The organism is Rahnella sp. Larv3_ips, from assembly GCF_003697865.1.
Classification (GTDB): Bacteria; Pseudomonadota; Gammaproteobacteria; order Enterobacterales; family Enterobacteriaceae; genus Rahnella; species Rahnella rivi.
Map to the genome: position 1 here is coordinate 184,435 of NZ_MJIB01000003.1, position 17,752 is coordinate 202,186.

General features: G+C 55.1%; 14 protein-coding genes. 3 read left to right on the forward strand and 11 right to left on the reverse strand.

The window, feature by feature from the left end; genetic code table 11:
- The first annotated feature begins 92 nt into the window (after positions 1-92).
- Positions 93-1,760, forward strand: a complete 1,668-nt coding sequence (gene ettA, locus ED901_RS00835; RefSeq protein WP_122094238.1) for an energy-dependent translational throttle protein EttA — start codon at positions 93-95, stop codon at positions 1,758-1,760.
- A 65-nt stretch (positions 1,761-1,825) separates the two neighbouring features.
- Here the strand turns inward: ettA and ED901_RS00840 are convergent, their stop codons facing one another.
- Positions 1,826-2,734: a LysR family transcriptional regulator gene (locus tag ED901_RS00840; protein WP_122094240.1), complete on the reverse strand. Its 909-nt coding sequence runs from the start codon at positions 2,732-2,734 to the stop codon at positions 1,826-1,828.
- Between the two features lie 108 nt (positions 2,735-2,842).
- On the opposite strand from ED901_RS00840, the gene ED901_RS00845 reads away from it, so the two are divergent.
- A complete protein-coding gene (locus ED901_RS00845) occupies positions 2,843-3,844 on the forward strand; it encodes a zinc-binding alcohol dehydrogenase family protein (RefSeq protein WP_122094242.1) in 1,002 nt (333 codons plus the stop codon).
- 80 nt (positions 3,845-3,924) lie between these two features.
- Here ED901_RS00845 and ED901_RS00850 read toward each other — a convergent pair whose 3' ends face one another.
- The 5 genes from ED901_RS00850 to serB all read right to left on the reverse strand — a co-directional run bounded on the left by ED901_RS00850 (position 3,925) and on the right by serB (position 10,501).
- Positions 3,925-4,782 (reverse strand): DUF2950 domain-containing protein, encoded by an 858-nt coding sequence (locus tag ED901_RS00850; protein WP_122094244.1) that lies wholly within the window; start codon positions 4,780-4,782, stop codon positions 3,925-3,927.
- Positions 4,783-4,798: 16 nt separating this feature from the next.
- The gene (locus ED901_RS00855) at positions 4,799-6,346 is read right to left on the reverse strand and encodes a DUF3300 domain-containing protein (RefSeq protein WP_122094246.1); all 1,548 of its coding nucleotides are present in this window, start codon (positions 6,344-6,346) and stop codon (positions 4,799-4,801) included.
- Positions 6,347-6,720: 374 nt separating this feature from the next.
- Complete coding sequence (gene nadR, locus ED901_RS00860) at positions 6,721-7,980, reverse strand: multifunctional transcriptional regulator/nicotinamide-nucleotide adenylyltransferase/ribosylnicotinamide kinase NadR (protein WP_056776684.1); 1,260 nt, start codon at positions 7,978-7,980, stop codon at positions 6,721-6,723.
- A gap of 72 nt (positions 7,981-8,052) precedes the next feature.
- Positions 8,053-9,435: a DNA repair protein RadA gene (radA, locus tag ED901_RS00865; RefSeq protein WP_056776681.1), complete on the reverse strand. Its 1,383-nt coding sequence runs from the start codon at positions 9,433-9,435 to the stop codon at positions 8,053-8,055.
- A 100-nt stretch (positions 9,436-9,535) separates the two neighbouring features.
- Positions 9,536-10,501 (reverse strand): phosphoserine phosphatase, encoded by a 966-nt coding sequence (gene serB / locus ED901_RS00870; RefSeq protein WP_122094248.1) that lies wholly within the window; start codon positions 10,499-10,501, stop codon positions 9,536-9,538.
- Positions 10,502-10,645: 144 nt separating this feature from the next.
- Here serB and ED901_RS00875 point away from each other — a divergent pair, with 144 nt between their 5' ends.
- Positions 10,646-11,437, forward strand: coding sequence for a YtjB family periplasmic protein (locus ED901_RS00875; RefSeq protein WP_056776675.1), 792 nt, complete (start codon positions 10,646-10,648; stop codon positions 11,435-11,437).
- 1 nt (position 11,438) lies between these two features.
- Here the strand turns inward: ED901_RS00875 and yjjJ are convergent, their stop codons facing one another.
- From yjjJ to deoC, 5 genes are all read right to left on the reverse strand, one after another.
- A complete protein-coding gene (yjjJ, locus tag ED901_RS00880) occupies positions 11,439-12,785 on the reverse strand; it encodes a type II toxin-antitoxin system HipA family toxin YjjJ (RefSeq protein ID WP_122094250.1) in 1,347 nt (448 codons plus the stop codon).
- 173 nt (positions 12,786-12,958) lie between these two features.
- On the reverse strand, positions 12,959-13,678 hold the full coding sequence (gene deoD / locus ED901_RS00885; RefSeq protein WP_013577098.1) for a purine-nucleoside phosphorylase: 720 nt from the start codon (positions 13,676-13,678) through the stop codon (positions 12,959-12,961).
- 80 nt (positions 13,679-13,758) lie between these two features.
- A complete protein-coding gene (gene deoB / locus ED901_RS00890) occupies positions 13,759-14,982 on the reverse strand; it encodes a phosphopentomutase (protein ID WP_122094252.1) in 1,224 nt (407 codons plus the stop codon).
- Between the two features lie 88 nt (positions 14,983-15,070).
- On the reverse strand, positions 15,071-16,459 hold the full coding sequence (deoA, locus tag ED901_RS00895; protein WP_205965057.1) for a thymidine phosphorylase: 1,389 nt from the start codon (positions 16,457-16,459) through the stop codon (positions 15,071-15,073).
- 46 nt (positions 16,460-16,505) lie between these two features.
- Complete coding sequence (gene deoC, locus ED901_RS00900; RefSeq protein WP_122094254.1) at positions 16,506-17,285, reverse strand: deoxyribose-phosphate aldolase; 780 nt, start codon at positions 17,283-17,285, stop codon at positions 16,506-16,508.
- Positions 17,286-17,752 lie beyond the last annotated feature (467 nt).

A 17,752-nucleotide genomic window follows, 5' to 3' on the forward strand; every position in this document is an offset into this window, starting at 1 on the left:
GGGCTGGCTTAATTCGCCGCAGCGCCCGTTGGATCAACCTGTTCTGATCCGGCACACACGCACGGCCCGCAGAGAAAGAGGCTCAAAACAACGTGGCTCAATACGTATATTCCATGCATCGCCTCGGCAAAGTTGTTCCGCCGAAGCGTCATATTCTTAAGAACATCTCCCTGAGTTTCTTCCCTGGCGCCAAAATCGGTGTTCTGGGTCTGAACGGTTCAGGTAAATCCACGCTGCTGCGCATCATGGCCGGTATCGATACCGACATCGAAGGTGAAGCACGCCCGCAACCCGACCTGAAAATCGGCTATCTGCCGCAGGAACCGCAGCTGAACATGGAACACACCGTGCGTGAGTCCGTGGAAGAAGCCGTTTCTGAAGTCGTTGGCGCGTTAAAACGCCTTGATGAGGTGTACACGCTGTACGCCGATCCGGAGGCTGATTTCGATAAACTGGCTGCCGAACAAGGTCGTCTGGAAGAGATCATTCAGGCGCATGACGGCCACAACCTGAACAGCCAGCTGGAACGCGCCGCCGATGCGCTGCGTCTGGCCGACTGGGATGCGAAAGTCGCTACCCTGTCCGGGGGTGAACGCCGCCGTGTGGCATTGTGCCGCCTGCTTCTGGAAAAACCAGACATGCTGCTGCTCGACGAACCGACCAACCACCTGGATGCAGAATCCGTGGCCTGGCTGGAACGCTTCCTGCACGACTTCGAAGGCACCGTTGTGGCGATCACGCATGACCGTTACTTCCTCGATAACGTTGCCGGATGGATCCTGGAGCTTGACCGCGGTGAAGGTATTCCGTGGGAAGGTAACTACTCCAGCTGGCTGGAACAGAAAGATGAACGTCTGGCGCAGGAAGCCTCTTCTGAAGCCGCTCGTCGTAAATCTATCGAGAAAGAGCTGGAATGGGTACGTCAGGGCACGAAAGGCCGTCAGTCTAAGGGCAAGGCCCGTCTGGCACGCTTTGAAGAGCTGAACAGCACCGAATACCAGAAACGTAACGAAACCAACGAACTGTTTATTCCACCGGGTCCGCGCCTGGGCGATAAAGTCGTTGAAGTGAAAAACCTGAGCAAATCGTACGGCGATCGCGTTCTGATCGACGATTTGTCCTTCACCGTGCCGAAAGGCGCGATCGTCGGGATCATCGGTCCGAACGGCGCGGGTAAATCCACGCTGTTCCGCATGATGTCGGGTCAGGAACAACCGAACGGCGGCACGATTGAGCTGGGCGATACCGTGAAACTGGCCTCCGTGGATCAGTTCCGTGATTCCATGGACAACAGCAAAACCGTGTGGGAAGAAGTCTCCGGCGGTCAGGACATCATGCGTATCGGCACCACCGAAATGCCAAGCCGTGCCTACGTGGGCCGCTTCAACTTCAAAGGTGTTGATCAGGGCAAACGCGTCGGCGAACTGTCCGGCGGTGAGCGTGGTCGTCTGCATCTGGCGAAACTGCTGCAGGTTGGCGGTAACATGTTGCTGCTCGATGAACCGACCAACGATCTCGACATTGAAACCCTGCGCGCACTGGAAAACGCCTTGCTGGAGTTCCCGGGCTGCGCCATGGTCATTTCCCATGACCGCTGGTTCCTTGACCGTATCGCGACCCACATCCTCGATTATCAGGATGAAGGTAAAGTCGAATTCTTCGAAGGTAACTTCACCGAATACGAAGAATATAAAAAACGTACGTTGGGTGCTGAAGCCTTAGAGCCGAAGCGCATCAAATACAAGAAAATCATCAAGTAATATTTTTACTGATGTCTCTGAGGCCCGGAAACGGGCCTTTTTTTATGCCATCAATCCCCTGCCCCCTATCCCGCCAGCGCCTCACTGTAACTCTCTGCAAAACCGTATTCTTCCAGCATGAACTCAATAAAACAGGCCAGCGCCGGTGAATTCAGTTTTCGCCCCGGATAGACCAGATACAAATCATTTCCTTCGGCTTCCCACGCCGGCAGCACGCGCACCAGCGTGCCTTCCGCCACTTCGCTGTGACATAAAAACGCCGGCAACAGGGTGATGCCTGCGCCAGCCAGCGCACACTCCCGCGCATACAGCAAATTGTCGGTGGTATGTGCCGAGGGCAGTAACCAGCGGTGATAGGTATCGCCGCGATGCAGCACCCATTCCGACCAGGCGCGGTGTGCGATGCAATGATGCGCCGCCAGTTGCTGCGGTGACTCCAGCGCCGGATGCCGGGCAAGGTACGCCGGAGACGCCAGCAGATAGCGCGGACAATGTCCCAGTTCACGGCCAATCAGCGAGGAATCCTGCGGTTTGCCGGTGCGCAGCGCGATGTCGAACCCTTCCTGCACCAGATCGACCATGGCATCGGATACCGACACTTCCAGCGACACATCCGGATAACGTTTCTGGAATTCGACGTTCATGCGCGCCAGCAACGTCGCGCCAAGACCAGCCGGGCTGGTGATGCGCAATCGCCCGCTCGGGTTATCACGCAAACGGCGGATCGCCAGTTCCGCCCTTTCGCTGGCCTGCATCATTTCCTGACAGTGGATCAGATAGCGTTCCCCGGCGAAGGTCAGATTCAGCTGGCGCGTGGTGCGGTTAAGCAACCGCAGGCCGACGGATTTCTCCAGCTGGCTGATGCGCTGGCTGACGCTGGATTTCGGCAAACCGGCACGTTTGGCTGCCTGGGTGAAACTGCCGCATTCCGCCACCAGCGCGAACAGCGCCATATCCTGCAATTGTTTAAACATGATTGTTCACCTGAGACGAACACGTTGTTAGTTATTGTCCATCTTATCAGCTTGCCGCATCAGGGCTAGACTGTCTGTATACCCGAAGCAATAAATGGAGAAATTCAGATGTCCGTAAAAGCAATCGCAGTGAACCCGCAGGATCCGGCCCGTTTTATCGCCGTCGAATTACCGCAACCCGTCGCAAAAGATCACGACCTGCTGGTGGAAGTGAAAGCCGTGTCGATCAATCCGGTCGATACCAAAGTGCATAAGGGCGTGCAAAAAAGCGGTCTGGACGCGCCAAAAGTGCTGGGCTGGGATGCCAGCGGCATTGTGAAAGCCGTCGGCAGCGCGGTGAAAAACATCAATGTCGGTGATGAAGTCTGGTACGCCGGGGACATCACGCGCTCCGGCAGCAACGCGACTGAACAGCTGATCGACTCACGTATTGTTTCCGTCAAACCGAAAAGCCTGAACTGGGCCGAAGCCGCCGCCATGCCTCTGACCGCGCTGACCGCGTGGGAAGCGCTGTTCGAACATCTGAACATTCAGAATGCCTCCGAAGACAAAACGCTGCTGATCATCGGTGGTGCTGGCGGTGTCGGATCGCTGGCGATCCCGTTCGCGTCGCTGCGCAGCAAAGTGAAAGTCATTGCCACCGCCTCGCGTGCCGAATCGGCCAAATGGTGTCTGGATCGCGGTGCGGATCTGACCGTGAATTACAAAGATCTGAAAAGTGAACTGGCGAAACACGGTATCAAACAGGTGGATTTCATTCTTTGCCTGAACGATACCGACGGACACTGGGCGGCGATTTCCGATCTGATCGCGCCGATGGGCCACATCTGTACCATCGTCGAAAATGAACACCCGCTGGACATGAACACGCTGAAGCTGAAAAGCGCCGCCCTGCACTGGGAACTGATGTACACCCGCAGCATGTTCAACACCCCGGATATCGCGCAGCAGGGCGAAATCCTGAAACAGGTCGCCGCACTGGTTGATGAAGGGAAAGTGCAGACCACATTAAGCGATACGCTTCACGGGCTGAGCGTTGAGAGTATCGAAGCGGCGCATGCGAAAGTGCTGGATGGACACATGCAGGGGAAAGTGGTCGTCGCGTTTTAAAACGGCCCTTCTGAAATACCCAAAGCCGTCACCTCTGTGACGGCTTTCTTATTTGGGCGCATATTTGCGAACGCTGGCGGCTATTCTCCGTCGTCGACCTTCTGCCATCGGGCATCCGGATCAAACGCGACTATCGCCCGCGCCGCGGCATCCGTGTCTGCCCCTAAATCCTGCTGATACACCTCGCCCTGCTGATTAATTATAAAACTGGTGATACCGGTATGTCCGTAACTCACCGGCCAGGCGATCAGCGCGAAACCTTTCGTCATCTTGCCATTATCGATATAACTATAAGCTCCGCCGCTGGCGCTGGCACCCTGCGCGGTAAGAATACGGAAATAATAACCATGGTAGTCAGACCCTGGCTGTTCGCCGCCAAAGGCAGGGCCGAGCGGGCTGGGTGCTTCGCCCTCTTTTACCGGCCAGTACAAACCATCGTGCTGCCCGTCCGTGCTGATAAACCGTTGGGCATACTGCCCGGCGCTCTGCTGGAACGCGTGCTGCGCATCGGCATAAGCCGCGACGGCCTGAAGGGTGGAAAGCTCGTTGCGCCCGATGGTCCGCGTTGCAATTTCAGCCGCACCGGCCACCATATCGAAGGACCAGCCCTGAGCCGTTTGCTTTATCGGTATCGGCAACTGCCAGCTTTCCGTGCCGACGTTCAGATGGGCCACATCGCCCTGTTTCACCATCGTATGGCTGACTTTCCAGTCGCGCAGGAATCGGGCGACTTCTTCAGGATCGACATCCTTTTGCGGCAGATAGCGCTGCCAGTCATCACCCAGAAGTTGCTTCAGAGCGGCATCATCGTGCCTGCTCACGGCATCAACCAGTGCCTCTGCAGCCTGCTCCGGCTGCGGAAAAGATTGCTGAGCGAATACGCAAAGAGGGAGCATCAGCGCACCGGCAGAAATCAGAAGACGGCTACATATTTTCATTACCTTTCCTCAAAAGTTAGCGCCGCTGAAAATGATGGGCTTCCGCACCGGCAGATCGCTCAGGCAGGGAGTCACGCATCTGGTGACGGCTTCTGTCACCGCGCACCTGTTGTTGCTGCCACGACGGCCCGCGGCTGGAATTCCCGCTGAAGGCTGAACTGCGCGTCATATCGCCCCCCTGACGCAGATTCCCGCTGCGCTGAGACAGCGACTGTTGGCCGGAAAACGACGGATGAGAGGGCGAGTTATGCTGCGGCAACTGGCGGCCGGAAATGTGATGGCTGTCGGAGGCGACACCTTGTCTTGCAGGCGGGACCGAACGGGGTGATGCGTGCGTTTGCCCGGACGAAAATCCCGGACGGCTGTTCATTACCGAAGCCGCCTGCTGACGACGTTGATCCAGCGGCTGATTTTGCACGCCGCCGTTGTTACGCCCCACCGCATTGCCGTCAAAACCACGGTAATTATTACGTTGTGCGGCATTATTCAGCGCCCGGTTCTGCGTGGCCCCGCTCAGGTTTGCCGTGCGATGTGGCACGCCATTGTTGAAAGCGGCATTGTGCTGCCAGCCCGCTGTGGCTGGTGAACCCGGATGATTCACCACATTGTTGTTATTGCCGGATATGCGGTTGTAATTATTAACGTTAACGTTGACGTAATTATTCGGCGAACCGCCATGGTGGCCGTCGTCGTGGTGATCATCATGGTGGTCGTCGTGATGATCGTCATCCCAGTCGATGCTGCCGAAAATGGCATAGGTCGCGGCCACACCCACTCCGAATCCGACCCCGGAAACCACACCGTTCACGAACTGCTGGCCCGGCGGTGGCGGCAGATAGACCGGCGGATAAGCCGGTGTCGGCCATGCGCCATACACCACATTCGGGTTGTAGCTCGGCACGTAAACCACCTGCGGATCAGCAGATTCGATAATGATGGTTTGCTGCGCCGGTGCGCTTTTCACCACGGTAGTTCCGCTGGCTGATGCGGCGGGTTTTACCGTGACTTTCTGCTGCGGCGTGCTTTTCAGCGCCCCGCTCTTTTGCGCCACCTGACGGAATTTCTGCACGGTGTCCATCACGTCTGCCGGTTGCGCCAGAAATGCGTCACCGAGGTTTTGCACCCATGCGGGATCTTCACCCATCAGCGCCAGCAATTGCGGAAACGCCACCAGCGATTTCACACTCGGATCCCAAGGTTCATTCGCCACCTGAGTGACGGCGGCGTCGCCCTGACTTTGCGGATGGTCGCGTGACCATTGCACCGCCTGAATGACGTTGGTGGGATACGTCGAGGCCATCAAAACCTGTGAAAGCAGGCTGTCAGGATAAAGCGCCACGGGGGCGACCCACTGGTCAAGCTGGGCCTGAGTAAAGGCCGCTGGAGCGGGGGCCGGAACAGCAGCAGTTACGGGTTGTGCGACAGGGGCAGACGGCGCAGGAACCGTGGTATCGGCCTGACTGCTGACCGGAAGCCAGCCTTGCATAAACATCACGCTGGCGAGCGCAAACGCGCCTGCGCTGCACAATACTGCGATACCCCAGGGCTTGAATGATAAATTCATTCGGATCACCTTAAAAAGCCTCTGCCGGAATGAGAGGCACAATGAATGAGTATAATCGGACAAATAAAACTCAACGGCCGTCACTGTATTTTTATTCATGGAGGGGACTTACGCATAAAATGCGTATTCAATGAGGGCAAAAATGATTTCCGTTCAATCATTTGAATTCACTCAGGATTTACTTTGCCCCTGTTACAAATTGAATGATTAAAAAAATAACCCGCTGTAATTAAATGACTTTATTGATAATTATAAAATATATAAATTAACCAAAACATTCATGAAAAGAATGTTTATAGGAATAAGCGCCATAAAAAATGCCTGTCCGGCAGAACAGGCATTTTCATTTTTCAGGACAAGGGCTGATGAAGGATTCAGGAACCGGCAGGCTGATTTAACCGGCTGGTATCCGCCGCCAGCATGTTCTGTACCAGTTCAATACATTCCAGAAAACGCTGATCATAATCTGACGATTCGACGTGAACGTAATCCACATTGTTTTGTTTCAACATATCGATAAGCAGATTTTGAAAAGACATACGGTCTGTCGTGCTGCCCAGACTGCGCAGGCCATCGGCGACCCACGGCGTATTATTTTCCAGCAGGATCACCAGATCGAATTTGTATTCGTCCATCAGCGCCTGCACAAACGGGTGTTCGCGGCCTTCGTACTTTACACAAAACGCCTGCGTGGTCAGAAAATCGGTATCAATAAACGCGACCTTGTTGGCATATTTCACCGCGAAATCGATGTACTGCGCCTGGCCGAGCGCGATTTTGTCGTAATCAGAATATTGCAGCGCCATCTCGTCACCGCCAAGGTGGGAGAAAACATAGTCGCGGCCATATTCCCAGGCGCTGGTGGTATTGAAGATATTGGCTAACTTATTGACCAGCGTAGATTTTCCGCTGGATTCACCGCCCAGCACTGCCACGGTGCGCACGAAGAACGGCTTCACTTCCGTCGGAATGTAATCCCAGTAGCGGAACGGATCCTGACGGATCTGGCGGCCACTGATATTCATAAATGAACGTTTCGGGTCGATCAGCACCGTTTCAATACCGAGGTGCTCACGGTACTGCGGCGCATCCCCTTCTTCGCTGGAATAAATGGTATTGGGTTCGATGCCTTTCTGGCTCATGAACTCCTTGATACCGCGCCCCCAGACATCCCAGCCATGCGGATACGGCTCCATCCCCTCTTCATTAAAGGCATGAATATGAATGTTTTTTTGATACTTGAAGGTCTGAAGCAACCAGCGCAGCCGATCGCTGACCGTCGGTTGCTGAGACATCGAACTGTTCTCAAACAGCTCGCGATCGCGCGGCTCATCAAAGCCCATGATGATGTGCAGTTCGTCGACCTGACTACAGGCTCGCTGGATCAGATAAATATGGCCGGTGTGCAGCGGATAAAACTTGCCGAACACCACGCCGATATTCTTTTCGCGACGGGGAAACTCAAGGTCAAGGAAGCGGTGCAGCGCCTCCAGCTTTTGTGCGCTGGGGCTTTTTATCTTTGCATTCAATAGCTGGCTGAGATAACCCTTGGTCATCCCGCTCGCTTCGGCCACCTGCTGTAAGGTGCGTCCCTGTTGCTTGATGGCGGTTTTAAGATAATCGAACTGAGACATACCCTGTCCTTATGTTTTTTTTACTAAACAAAAAATAGCACAAAGCCGGACAGGATTCACACTCAAAAACCGTTACAAATCGTCGAGGATCGCCAGCGCGTCGGCCAGTTTTTTGACCCCAAACACCTGCATTCCGGCTGGCACTTTTTTCGGCACATTCGCATGCGGCACAATAGCGCGTTTGAACCCGTGCTTTGCCGCCTCGGTAATGCGTTCCTGGCCGCTCGGCACCGGACGAATTTCTCCCGCCAGGCCGACTTCGCCAAACACCACCAAATCATGCGGCAAAGGACGATCGCGCAGGCTCGACACCAGCGAAAGCAGCAGCGCCAGATCGGCACTGGTTTCAGTCACTTTCACCCCGCCGACCACGTTCACGAAAACGTCCTGATCGGCCATCTGCAAACCGCCGTGGCGATGCAGGACGGCCAGCAAAATGGCCAGACGGTTCTGCTCCAGCCCTACCGCCACGCGACGCGGATTGCCCATCATTGAATGATCGACCAGCGCCTGCACTTCCACCAGCAGCGGCCGGGTGCCTTCCCACAGCACCATAACGGAGCTGCCGGAGGTAATTTCATCGCCACGGCTGAGGAAGATCGCCGAAGGGTTACTGACTTCACGCAAACCCTGTTCGGTCATGGCAAAAACCCCGAGCTCATTCACCGCGCCGAAGCGGTTTTTGTGGCTGCGCAAGGTACGGAAACGCGAATCCGCATCGCCGTCGAGCAGCACGGAACAGTCGATACAGTGCTCAAGCACTTTCGGGCCAGCCAGTGAGCCGTCTTTGGTTACGTGCCCCACCATCACGATCGCCACCCCACGCGTTTTAGCAAAGCGGGTCAGATACGCCGCCGTTTCACGCACCTGCGCCACGGTGCCGGGCGACGACTGGATATCCGCCATGTGCATCACCTGAATGGAGTCGATCACCATCAGCTTCGGCTTTTCGACATCCGCAATTTCACAAATCTGCTCGATGCTGGTTTCCGACAACATGTTCATATTCGCCGTCGGTAAACCCAGGCGGTGCGCGCGCATCGCCACCTGTTGCAGAGATTCCTCACCGGTAACGTAGAGGGTTTTCATGTTTTCGCTGAGGTGACACAAAATTTGCAGCAACAGCGTACTTTTACCGGCGCCGGGGTTACCGCCAATCAGAATCGCACTGCCCGGCACCACACCGCCGCCCAGCACGCGGTCAAACTCTTTAAAACCGGTGCTGAAACGCGGAAGTTCGTCGAGGCTGATGTCGGAAAGTTTCTGCACCCGGCTGACGCCCGCATCGCCTGCGTAGCCGGTCAGGCGCTCATTGCGCGCCACGGTCGGAGAAGCCGCCAAACGGATTTCAGTAATGCTGTTCCAGGCCTGACAGGCACTACACTGCCCTTGCCAGCGCGGATAATCTGCGCCACATTCATTACACACAAATGCACGTTTTGCTGCTTTTGCCACAACTGACCTCTTCAATTAAATAATGAATACTCATCCCGATGCGCTTACCTGAGCAAGATTCGGGTGAGTGATCGCATGCATCCTGAAATATGACGGGTATTCAGGATTGACTGCCGCTGAGAATACACAGCACGCCAAGCAAATCCGCATGACGGATGCACACTGCAGCCTGTTCGTAGACTTTCGGTTTAGCGTGATAGGCAATCCCCATGCCCGCGACGGCCATCATTTTCAGATCGTTGGCCCCGTCGCCAATGGCAATGGTTTGTTCGTAAGGAATTTCCAGTTTCTCGGCCAGTTTCAGCAGAGTGTCGGCTTTATATTGCGCATCGACAATCGGGCCAATCACGCGGCCTGTCAGCTTGCCGTCACGAATTTCCAGCTCGTTCGCCGCCACATCCACCAGGTTCAGGCGGTCACGCAGATATTCCGCGTAATAGGTAAAACCGCCGGACGCGATGGCTACGTGCCAGCCCGCTTCCTGTAAACGCTGCACCATGACCGTCAGGCCCGGCATCAGCGGCAACGTGTCACGCACCTGTTGCAGAATGCTGGCATCTGCATCCCTGAGCGTGGCGACGCGCTGACGCAGGCTGGCCGAGAAATCCAGCTCGCCGCGCATGGCGCGTTCAGTCACTTCAGACACCTGCTCACCGACGCCCGCCAGTTTGGCAATTTCGTCGATGCATTCAATCTCTATCGCGGTAGAATCCATGTCCATGACCAGCAGCCCCGGCACGCGCAGGTAAGGTACTTTGCCCAGCTGAGTCACATCAAATTCGAAGGATTCCGCCAGTTTCTGCACGTCAGCGGTAAGTGAACCGGCCAGGCGCACCACCTGATAACCTTCCACCGCCCACGCGCTGACAATCACTAAGGCGCGGCCTAACTGACGCTGGAACTGCGTAATGCTGATTTTATCGAGTTTTCTACCGTAGAGGAGCCACCCGGTATGTCCCGCCCGGTAATCCAGCGGCATCACTTCATCACCGCTCAATGAAAGGGGAAGTCCCGGCCATTGGTGGATCTCCGCAGGAAGATCGCAATAGGTCAGACTGTTTGGCATGATTACTCCGGTAGATTATTAAAAAATAAGTGACTAAAACGGTAGAAAAAGGCAGAGATGCCGCCGATAAAACGACGCATCAAGCTACCTTATCGCCAGCGCTTCTGGCAACATTAAACTCATCGAAAAACGCAAGGAAACGGAATGGCAAAGGCCAAACTCAAATTTCGCCTGCACCGCGCTGCTATCGTATTGATTAGCCTGGCGTTGTTAGTCATTCTTATGCAAGGCGCGTCCTATTTCAGCCTCGGGCATCAGCTCGCCCGATCCACGCAGGTCGAGCAACTGGCACAAACGCTGGCCAAACAGGTGGCGTTTTCCCTCGCGCCGCTGATGGACAGCGACAATGATGGCGCGGATATCGCGCAGATTTCCACTATTTTGAGTCAGCTTACCGATGAAAGTCGCATTCTCGACGCCAGCGTTTACGAATCCGACGGCACTCTGGTGGCACATGCCGGTGAACAGGTACCGGTTCGCGACCGCTTGTCACTGGATGGCAAACGCGCGGGCAGCTACTTCAATCATCAGATTGTGGTGCCGATAGAAGATAAGAACGGGCCGAGCGGCTTTTTACGCATCACGCTGGATACGCACGTACTGGCGACGGAGTCCAAACAGGTGGATAACACCACCAATCTGCTGCGTCTGATGATGCTCGCCGCGCTGGGTGTCGGCATCATTCTCGCCCGCACGCTGTTGCAGGGCCGCCGTTCGCGCTGGCAACAGTCTCCGTTCCTGCTGACGGCCAGTAAACCGGTGAAAGAAGATGATGAACCGGAAGAAGAAACCCCCGAAGAGTTCGGCCCGCCGCCGACGCTGAACCTCACCGAACCCGACGCCGAGGTGGCCCCGGCCAGACCCGCGACCGAAGCGCAAACCAAAGAAGCCGCACAGGCCGCTTACCGCAGTCTGAAACGCAGTAAACCGAAGTGATTCAGGCCAGCCGCTGAACAGGCCCTGTTAACCCTTCCACCTGCGCCAGCATTTCGCTGGCCAGTTGACGAAACTCAAGACTGATGGCGGCATCGTTTTGCACTTTCCGCCAGAACTCCTGTGCCCATGCCTGCGCATTCAACCACTTCGCTTTCGACACCAGAGGGTCGAGCGTTAATAGCGCGGCTTCACGACGCATCGCACCAGCATTTGTCGGCGCAAAAGCCATCGGTAACATGTCATACACCGGCGATATCGTAAGAGATTGTTTTAAAGGGTCAATGGCAGGATCGATAAATGACAGATTTCCCTGATGCATATCGCTGTTGGCAATCAGCTTGCCGAAGGCATAAATTTGCTCAATTTTCTCCAGCGTCGGGGCGGTAATAATCTTGTTCCTGCGTAACTGCTGTGCGGTCGCAAACCAGTTGCTGTTGCCGCCGCCAAATTCTGCCGAAACGGCTTCAAGCGATACCATCCCGCAGCGCCCGCGCGCACCTATCCGGTCAAACCGTTCAACCTCAAGGAAGACCTCGCCGTGTCTTCCGGTAAAGATTTCGGCCGTCGCTGCCGGGATCCCCACGTTTTGCAGTACCTGTAATGCGTGGGCTTCCGCACGCAGCAAATCCCCCCAGCGGCGGGCATTTTCATTGGCTGGTGCAGGGGAGAATTTTACTAAAACCCGGGAGGCTTCCCGATCGGTATGTTCTGCGTAGCAGCTGAATTTAGGCTGCTCGCCACCCGCAGATGAGCCGACCTCCTCTCCGGCCAGACTTCTCTGCGCCAGATTTTCATAGACCTGAATTTTGTCTTCACAAGAAACGGGAATATCGTCCTGTTTATGAAACCATCTCTGATAAGCAGTTTCTCCGATGACAAAGTTCCCGACCGTTTCATCGCCCGCTCTTGCCAGCGCCACCAGCGTCTGAGATTCGGTCCACTTTTTAATGTCATCCGGAAAATGCAGTGCGGCGTTAATATCACGCCCCCACGCCCGGCCTAAAAAACCCTGGGGCCGCATATCGGTGATAAACCACGGCAGGCCATCAAAAGTGAGCGACTGACCGTTGACCGTCTCCACCGCGTAACTTTCACCCGGCCAGATTGAATACAAGGTGCCGGCATTCACGGCATTCCCGGCCTCATTAATCTGGTACAACGGGAAGCGCCACTGGTTATCCAGCGGACGCGGCAGAATGTAGCGGGTCGAGCGGCTTTGCCCGATTTTGACAATTTCAGGTGTTTTAGTCAGCCGTCTGGATAGCGTTGACTGATTGATGTGCAGGCGTTCTGTGATCTCTTTCGCCGTCAGACTGCCCTGACGCAGTAAATCCACAAGTTCAGACATGAGCAGCTCAGTAATGAATAGAAAAATGCATAGCTAATAGCATAGATATAAAATGAAAATAAATCGATATATCCTGATGATATAAAGTCAGAGATGCAAAAAATCACCCTAAAGCGCATAGCAAAACGGGCACCTTTCGGTGCCCGTCTTTGTTTCTGCAGGGTGGTCAGTATTTATTCTTTATCGCCCAGCAGAACAGATTCCAGCGCGATTTCGATCATGTCGTTGAAGGTCGTCTGACGTTCAGCGGCAGTGGTCTGTTCGTGCGTACGGATATGGTCGGAAACGGTACAGATGGTCAGCGCTTTTGCACCGAATTCTGCTGCCACGCCGTAGATACCGGCGGCTTCCATTTCCACACCCAGAATGCCGTATTTTTCCATCACGTCGAACATTTGCGGGTCTGGCGTGTAGAACAGGTCTGCGGAGAAGATGTTACCGACGCGTGCGTTGATGCCTTTGGCTTTCGCAGCATCAGCGGCGTTGCGCACCATGTCGTAATCGGCGATAGCCGCGTAGTCATGGTCTTTAAAACGCATACGGTTCACTTTGGAATCGGTACAGGCACCCATGCCGATAACGATGTCACGCAGTTTGATGTCGGCACGTACTGCGCCACAAGAACCCACGCGAATGATTTTCTTCACGCCGAATTCCGTGATCAGCTCTTTGGCATAAATAGAGCAGGAAGGAATGCCCATGCCGTGGCCCATCACGGAGATTTTACGGCCTTTGTAAGTGCCGGTGAAACCCAACATGCCACGCACGTCGTTCACCTGCTTAACGTCCTGAAGGAAAGTTTCCGCGATGTGCTTGGCGCGCAGCGGATCCCCAGGCATCAGCACTACGTCAGCGAAGTCGCCCATTTCAGCATTAATGTGTGGAGTTGCCATCTTCTTATTCCTTTTCAGCGAGGTGTCATATTCATCATAAAAACGCGGCCGGCATCAGTGCCGGCCGCGTCTGCAAAGTCTTACAGCATGGATTTGCCGTAGTCCATCGGTGACAGATCGAAGTATTTCGCGACCGTCTGACCGATATCCGCGAAGGTTTCACGGTGGCCTAATGAGCCCGGTTTCACTTTCGGGCCGTAGATTAACACCGGAATGTGCTCACGGGTATGATCCGTACCGCGCCAGGTTGGGTCACAACCGTGGTCAGCGGTGAAGATAATGATGTCATCTTCTTTCACCAGCTCAAGCAGTTCCGGCATACGGCGGTCGAACAGTTCCAGTGCGGCGGCGTAGCCCGGCACATCACGGCGGTGGCCGTAAGAGGAGTCGAAATCCACGAAGTTAGTGAAGACGATGGTTTTGTCGCCCGCTTCTTTCATCTCATTGATGGTGGCGTCAAACAGAGCGTCCAGACCGGTGGCTTTCACTTTTTTGGTGATACCGACCTGCGCATAGATATCGGCGATTTTACCGACAGACACCACATGGCCGTCTTTCTCATCAACCAGTTTTTTCAGAATGGTCGGTGCCGGTGGCTCAACCGCCAGATCGTGACGGTTACCGGTACGTTCGAAGTTACCGGCTTTATCGCCAATGAACGGACGGGCGATCACGCGGCCAATGTTGTAGCCGCCTTCCGTCAGCTCTTCACGGGCGATTTCGCACAGTTCGTACAGACGATCCAGCCCGAAGGTTTCTTCGTGGCAGGCGATCTGGAATACGGAGTCAGCGGAGGTATAGAAAATCGGCTTGCCGGTTTTCATGTGCTCTTCACCTAAATCATCCAGCACAACGGTACCGGAGGAGTGGCAGTTACCGAGATAGCCCGGCAGATTGCCACGCTCAACCAGTTTATCCAGCAGTTCCTGCGGGAAGCTGTTGGTGGTGTCGCTGAAATAGCCCCATTCAAACAACACAGGCACACCGGCGATTTCCCAGTGGCCTGACGGGGTGTCTTTACCGGAAGACAGTTCGCTGGCGTAGGCATACGCACCGGTGATTTCGGAATCACCGTCCATGCCGTCAGGAATTTTACCGGTAGATTCTTCAGCCGCTTTCGCCAGCCCCAGACGGGTCAGGTTTGGCAGATGCAGCGGCCCTTTGCGACCCTTGTCCGCTTCACCACGCGCACAGGCAGCCGCGATATGGCCCAGCGTGTCAGAGCCTGTATCGCCAAAGCGTTCGGCATCTTCACTGGCACCGATACCGAATGAGTCTAACACCATGATAAATGTACGTTTCATTTTGCTCTCCTGCGAATGGTTACGCATTGGGTCACGCGGAACTGCCGCGTACCTGATCAGTCTTAAATGGGGGCGATGTGGCCTGAAATCAAGCGTTGCCGCCGATCCGGCGATACACCACCGGCGTAATTTCCGGCGCGCTGTCGCTCAGAACAATGGCGGCACGCACTTCTGCGGCAGCCTGCTGCCAGGCAGCTTCGCTGTTGGCGTGGATCATCGCCAGTGGCTGGCGGGTATCCACCTGCTGGCCGAGCTGCGCCATATTCGTCAGGCCTACGCTGTAATCGATAGGGTCGCTGGCACGGCGACGACCGCCACCCAGTGACACCACGGCCATGCCCAGCGCACGGGTATCCATCGCGCTGACAATCCCGTTGCCCTCGGCGTAAACCGGTTTGCTCAGCGTTGCCTGCGGCAGATAGCGATCGTAATTTTCAATAAAGTCAGCCGGTCCTTTTTGCGCCGCAATCATGCGACCAAAAATCTCTGCCGCTTTGCCGTTATCCAGCACGGCCTGCAGTTTGCTGCGGGCATCGGCGTCATCTTTTGCCAGACCGCCGGACAGCAACATTTCCACGCACAGCGCCATAGTCACTTCAAGCAGACGCGGATTGCGGTATTCACCGGTCAGGAAGCGCACGGCTTCGCGCACTTCAACGGCGTTACCGGCGCTGGAGGCCAGCACCTGGTTCATGTCCGTCAGCAACGCGGTGGTTTTGCAGCCTGCGCCGTTCGCCACATCGGCAATCGACTGAGCCAAGTCTTCGGACAGCTGATAGGTCGGCATAAATGCGCCGGAACCCACTTTGACATCCATGACCAGCGCGTCCAGACCTTCAGCCAGTTTTTTGGCGAGGATTGACGCGGTGATAAGCGGTATGGAATCAACGGTCGCGGTGATATCACGGGTGGCATAGAAGCGTTTATCCGCCGGTGCCAGCGAGCTGGTCTGGCCGATGATCGCTACGCCAACGTCCTGAATAATGCTGCGAAAACGGCTGTCGTCCGGGAAAATATCAAAACCCGGAATGGCTTCGAGTTTATCGAGCGTGCCGCCGGTATGACCGAGGCCACGGCCTGAAATCATCGGAACATAACCTCCGCACGCCGCCACCATCGGGCCGAGCATCAGGGAAGTCACGTCACCCACGCCACCGGTGGAATGTTTATCCACGATCGGGCCGTTCAGGTTCAGGCTTTTCCAGTTAAGTACGGTACCGGAATCACGCATCGCCATGGTCAGCGACACGCGCTCATTCATGGTCATGTCGTTGAAATAAATAGTCATTGCCAGTGCGGCGATCTGACCTTCTGAAACCTGACTGTCGCGAATACCGTTCACAAAGAAACGAATTTCTTCGTCACTTAAAGGATGGCCATCACGTTTTTTACGAATAATTTCTTGTGCGAGAAACAAGGTATCCCCCTGCCTGAGCTGAACGCCAGAATCTGGACGCTGATTGTGCGGGCGCTGCATGGCAACGCCCCGACAGATGCGCACCGCCTGGGCGGTGCCCCGGTGATCAATAGCTGCTGGTGGCTTTCTGACCGGCGTGACCCAGAGTGGTCAGCAGGCTTGCCAGCAGGCTGGATGCACCGAAACGGAAATGACGTGAGTCAGCCCATTCGCGGCCCAGCAGGCGATCGACCAGCGCCAGATACTGCGCGGCATCTTCAGCGGTTTTAACGCCACCGGCAGGTTTGAAACCGACGTCTTTGCCGACGCCCATTTCAGCGATCACAGTCATCATCAGCTCTGCGCTGTGCAGCGTGGCGTTTTCCGGCACTTTACCGGTAGAGGTTTTGATGAAATCAGCACCCGCTTTGATAGCGATTTCAGACGCTTTACGGATCAGCGCGTCTTGTTTCAGTTCACCGGTTTCGATGATCACTTTCAGCAGGACATTGGCAGCGGCACAGGCTTCTTTGCACTGTTTCACCATTTCAAAACCAACCTGCTCATTACCAGCCATCAGCGCGCGGTACGGGAAGACCACGTCAACTTCATCTGCGCCGTAAGCGATAGCGGCACGGGTTTCGGCCAGCGCAATCTCAAGATCGTCGTTTCCGTGCGGGAAGTTGGTCACGGTTGCGATACGGATGTCCGGCGTACCTTGCTCGCGCAGGGTTTTACGGGCAATCGGGATAAAACGAGGGTAAATGCACACAGCAGCGGTGTTACCTGCCGGGCTTTTTGCCTGATGACAAAGCGCGATCACTTTTGCATCGGTGTCGTCTTCGTTCAGGGTGGTTAAATCCATCAGGTTCAGCGCACGTTGTGCTGCGGCGGTTAAATCGGTCATATAACTCTCCAACAATTTTCAATTCCAGCGACCAGCCAGAACTGAGCATACAGTCATGAATTCCTTTCGGCGGGTAACGCCGCAGAAGAATTCTGCACGGTTGGCGAGCGGACTTGGTTCCTTGAAGATAGCGTGCGTAAGCGCTGTATCTGGCTTACGTGGCAACTGAGATCCTTCTCACCGCGCTTGGATTGGCAGACGCCAATTCGTTGTGACTATTTGAACACGTCACATCAGGTTCCTGTGTGCAGTATTTCACACAAAATGAAAACCGTTTGCAACGTTGCTTGGTGAAATGAGATCTGAATCACATTTACCCGGCGTTATGCTCAGTATTCGGCCCATATAAGAGTGTATACCCGATTCATGACAAACGGAGTTCGGGCAGACACGCGGGGATCACCGACCGGTAATCTTGCCGGTGATGTTATAATAATAACATTTAAAGAGGAAACAAAACTTACAAA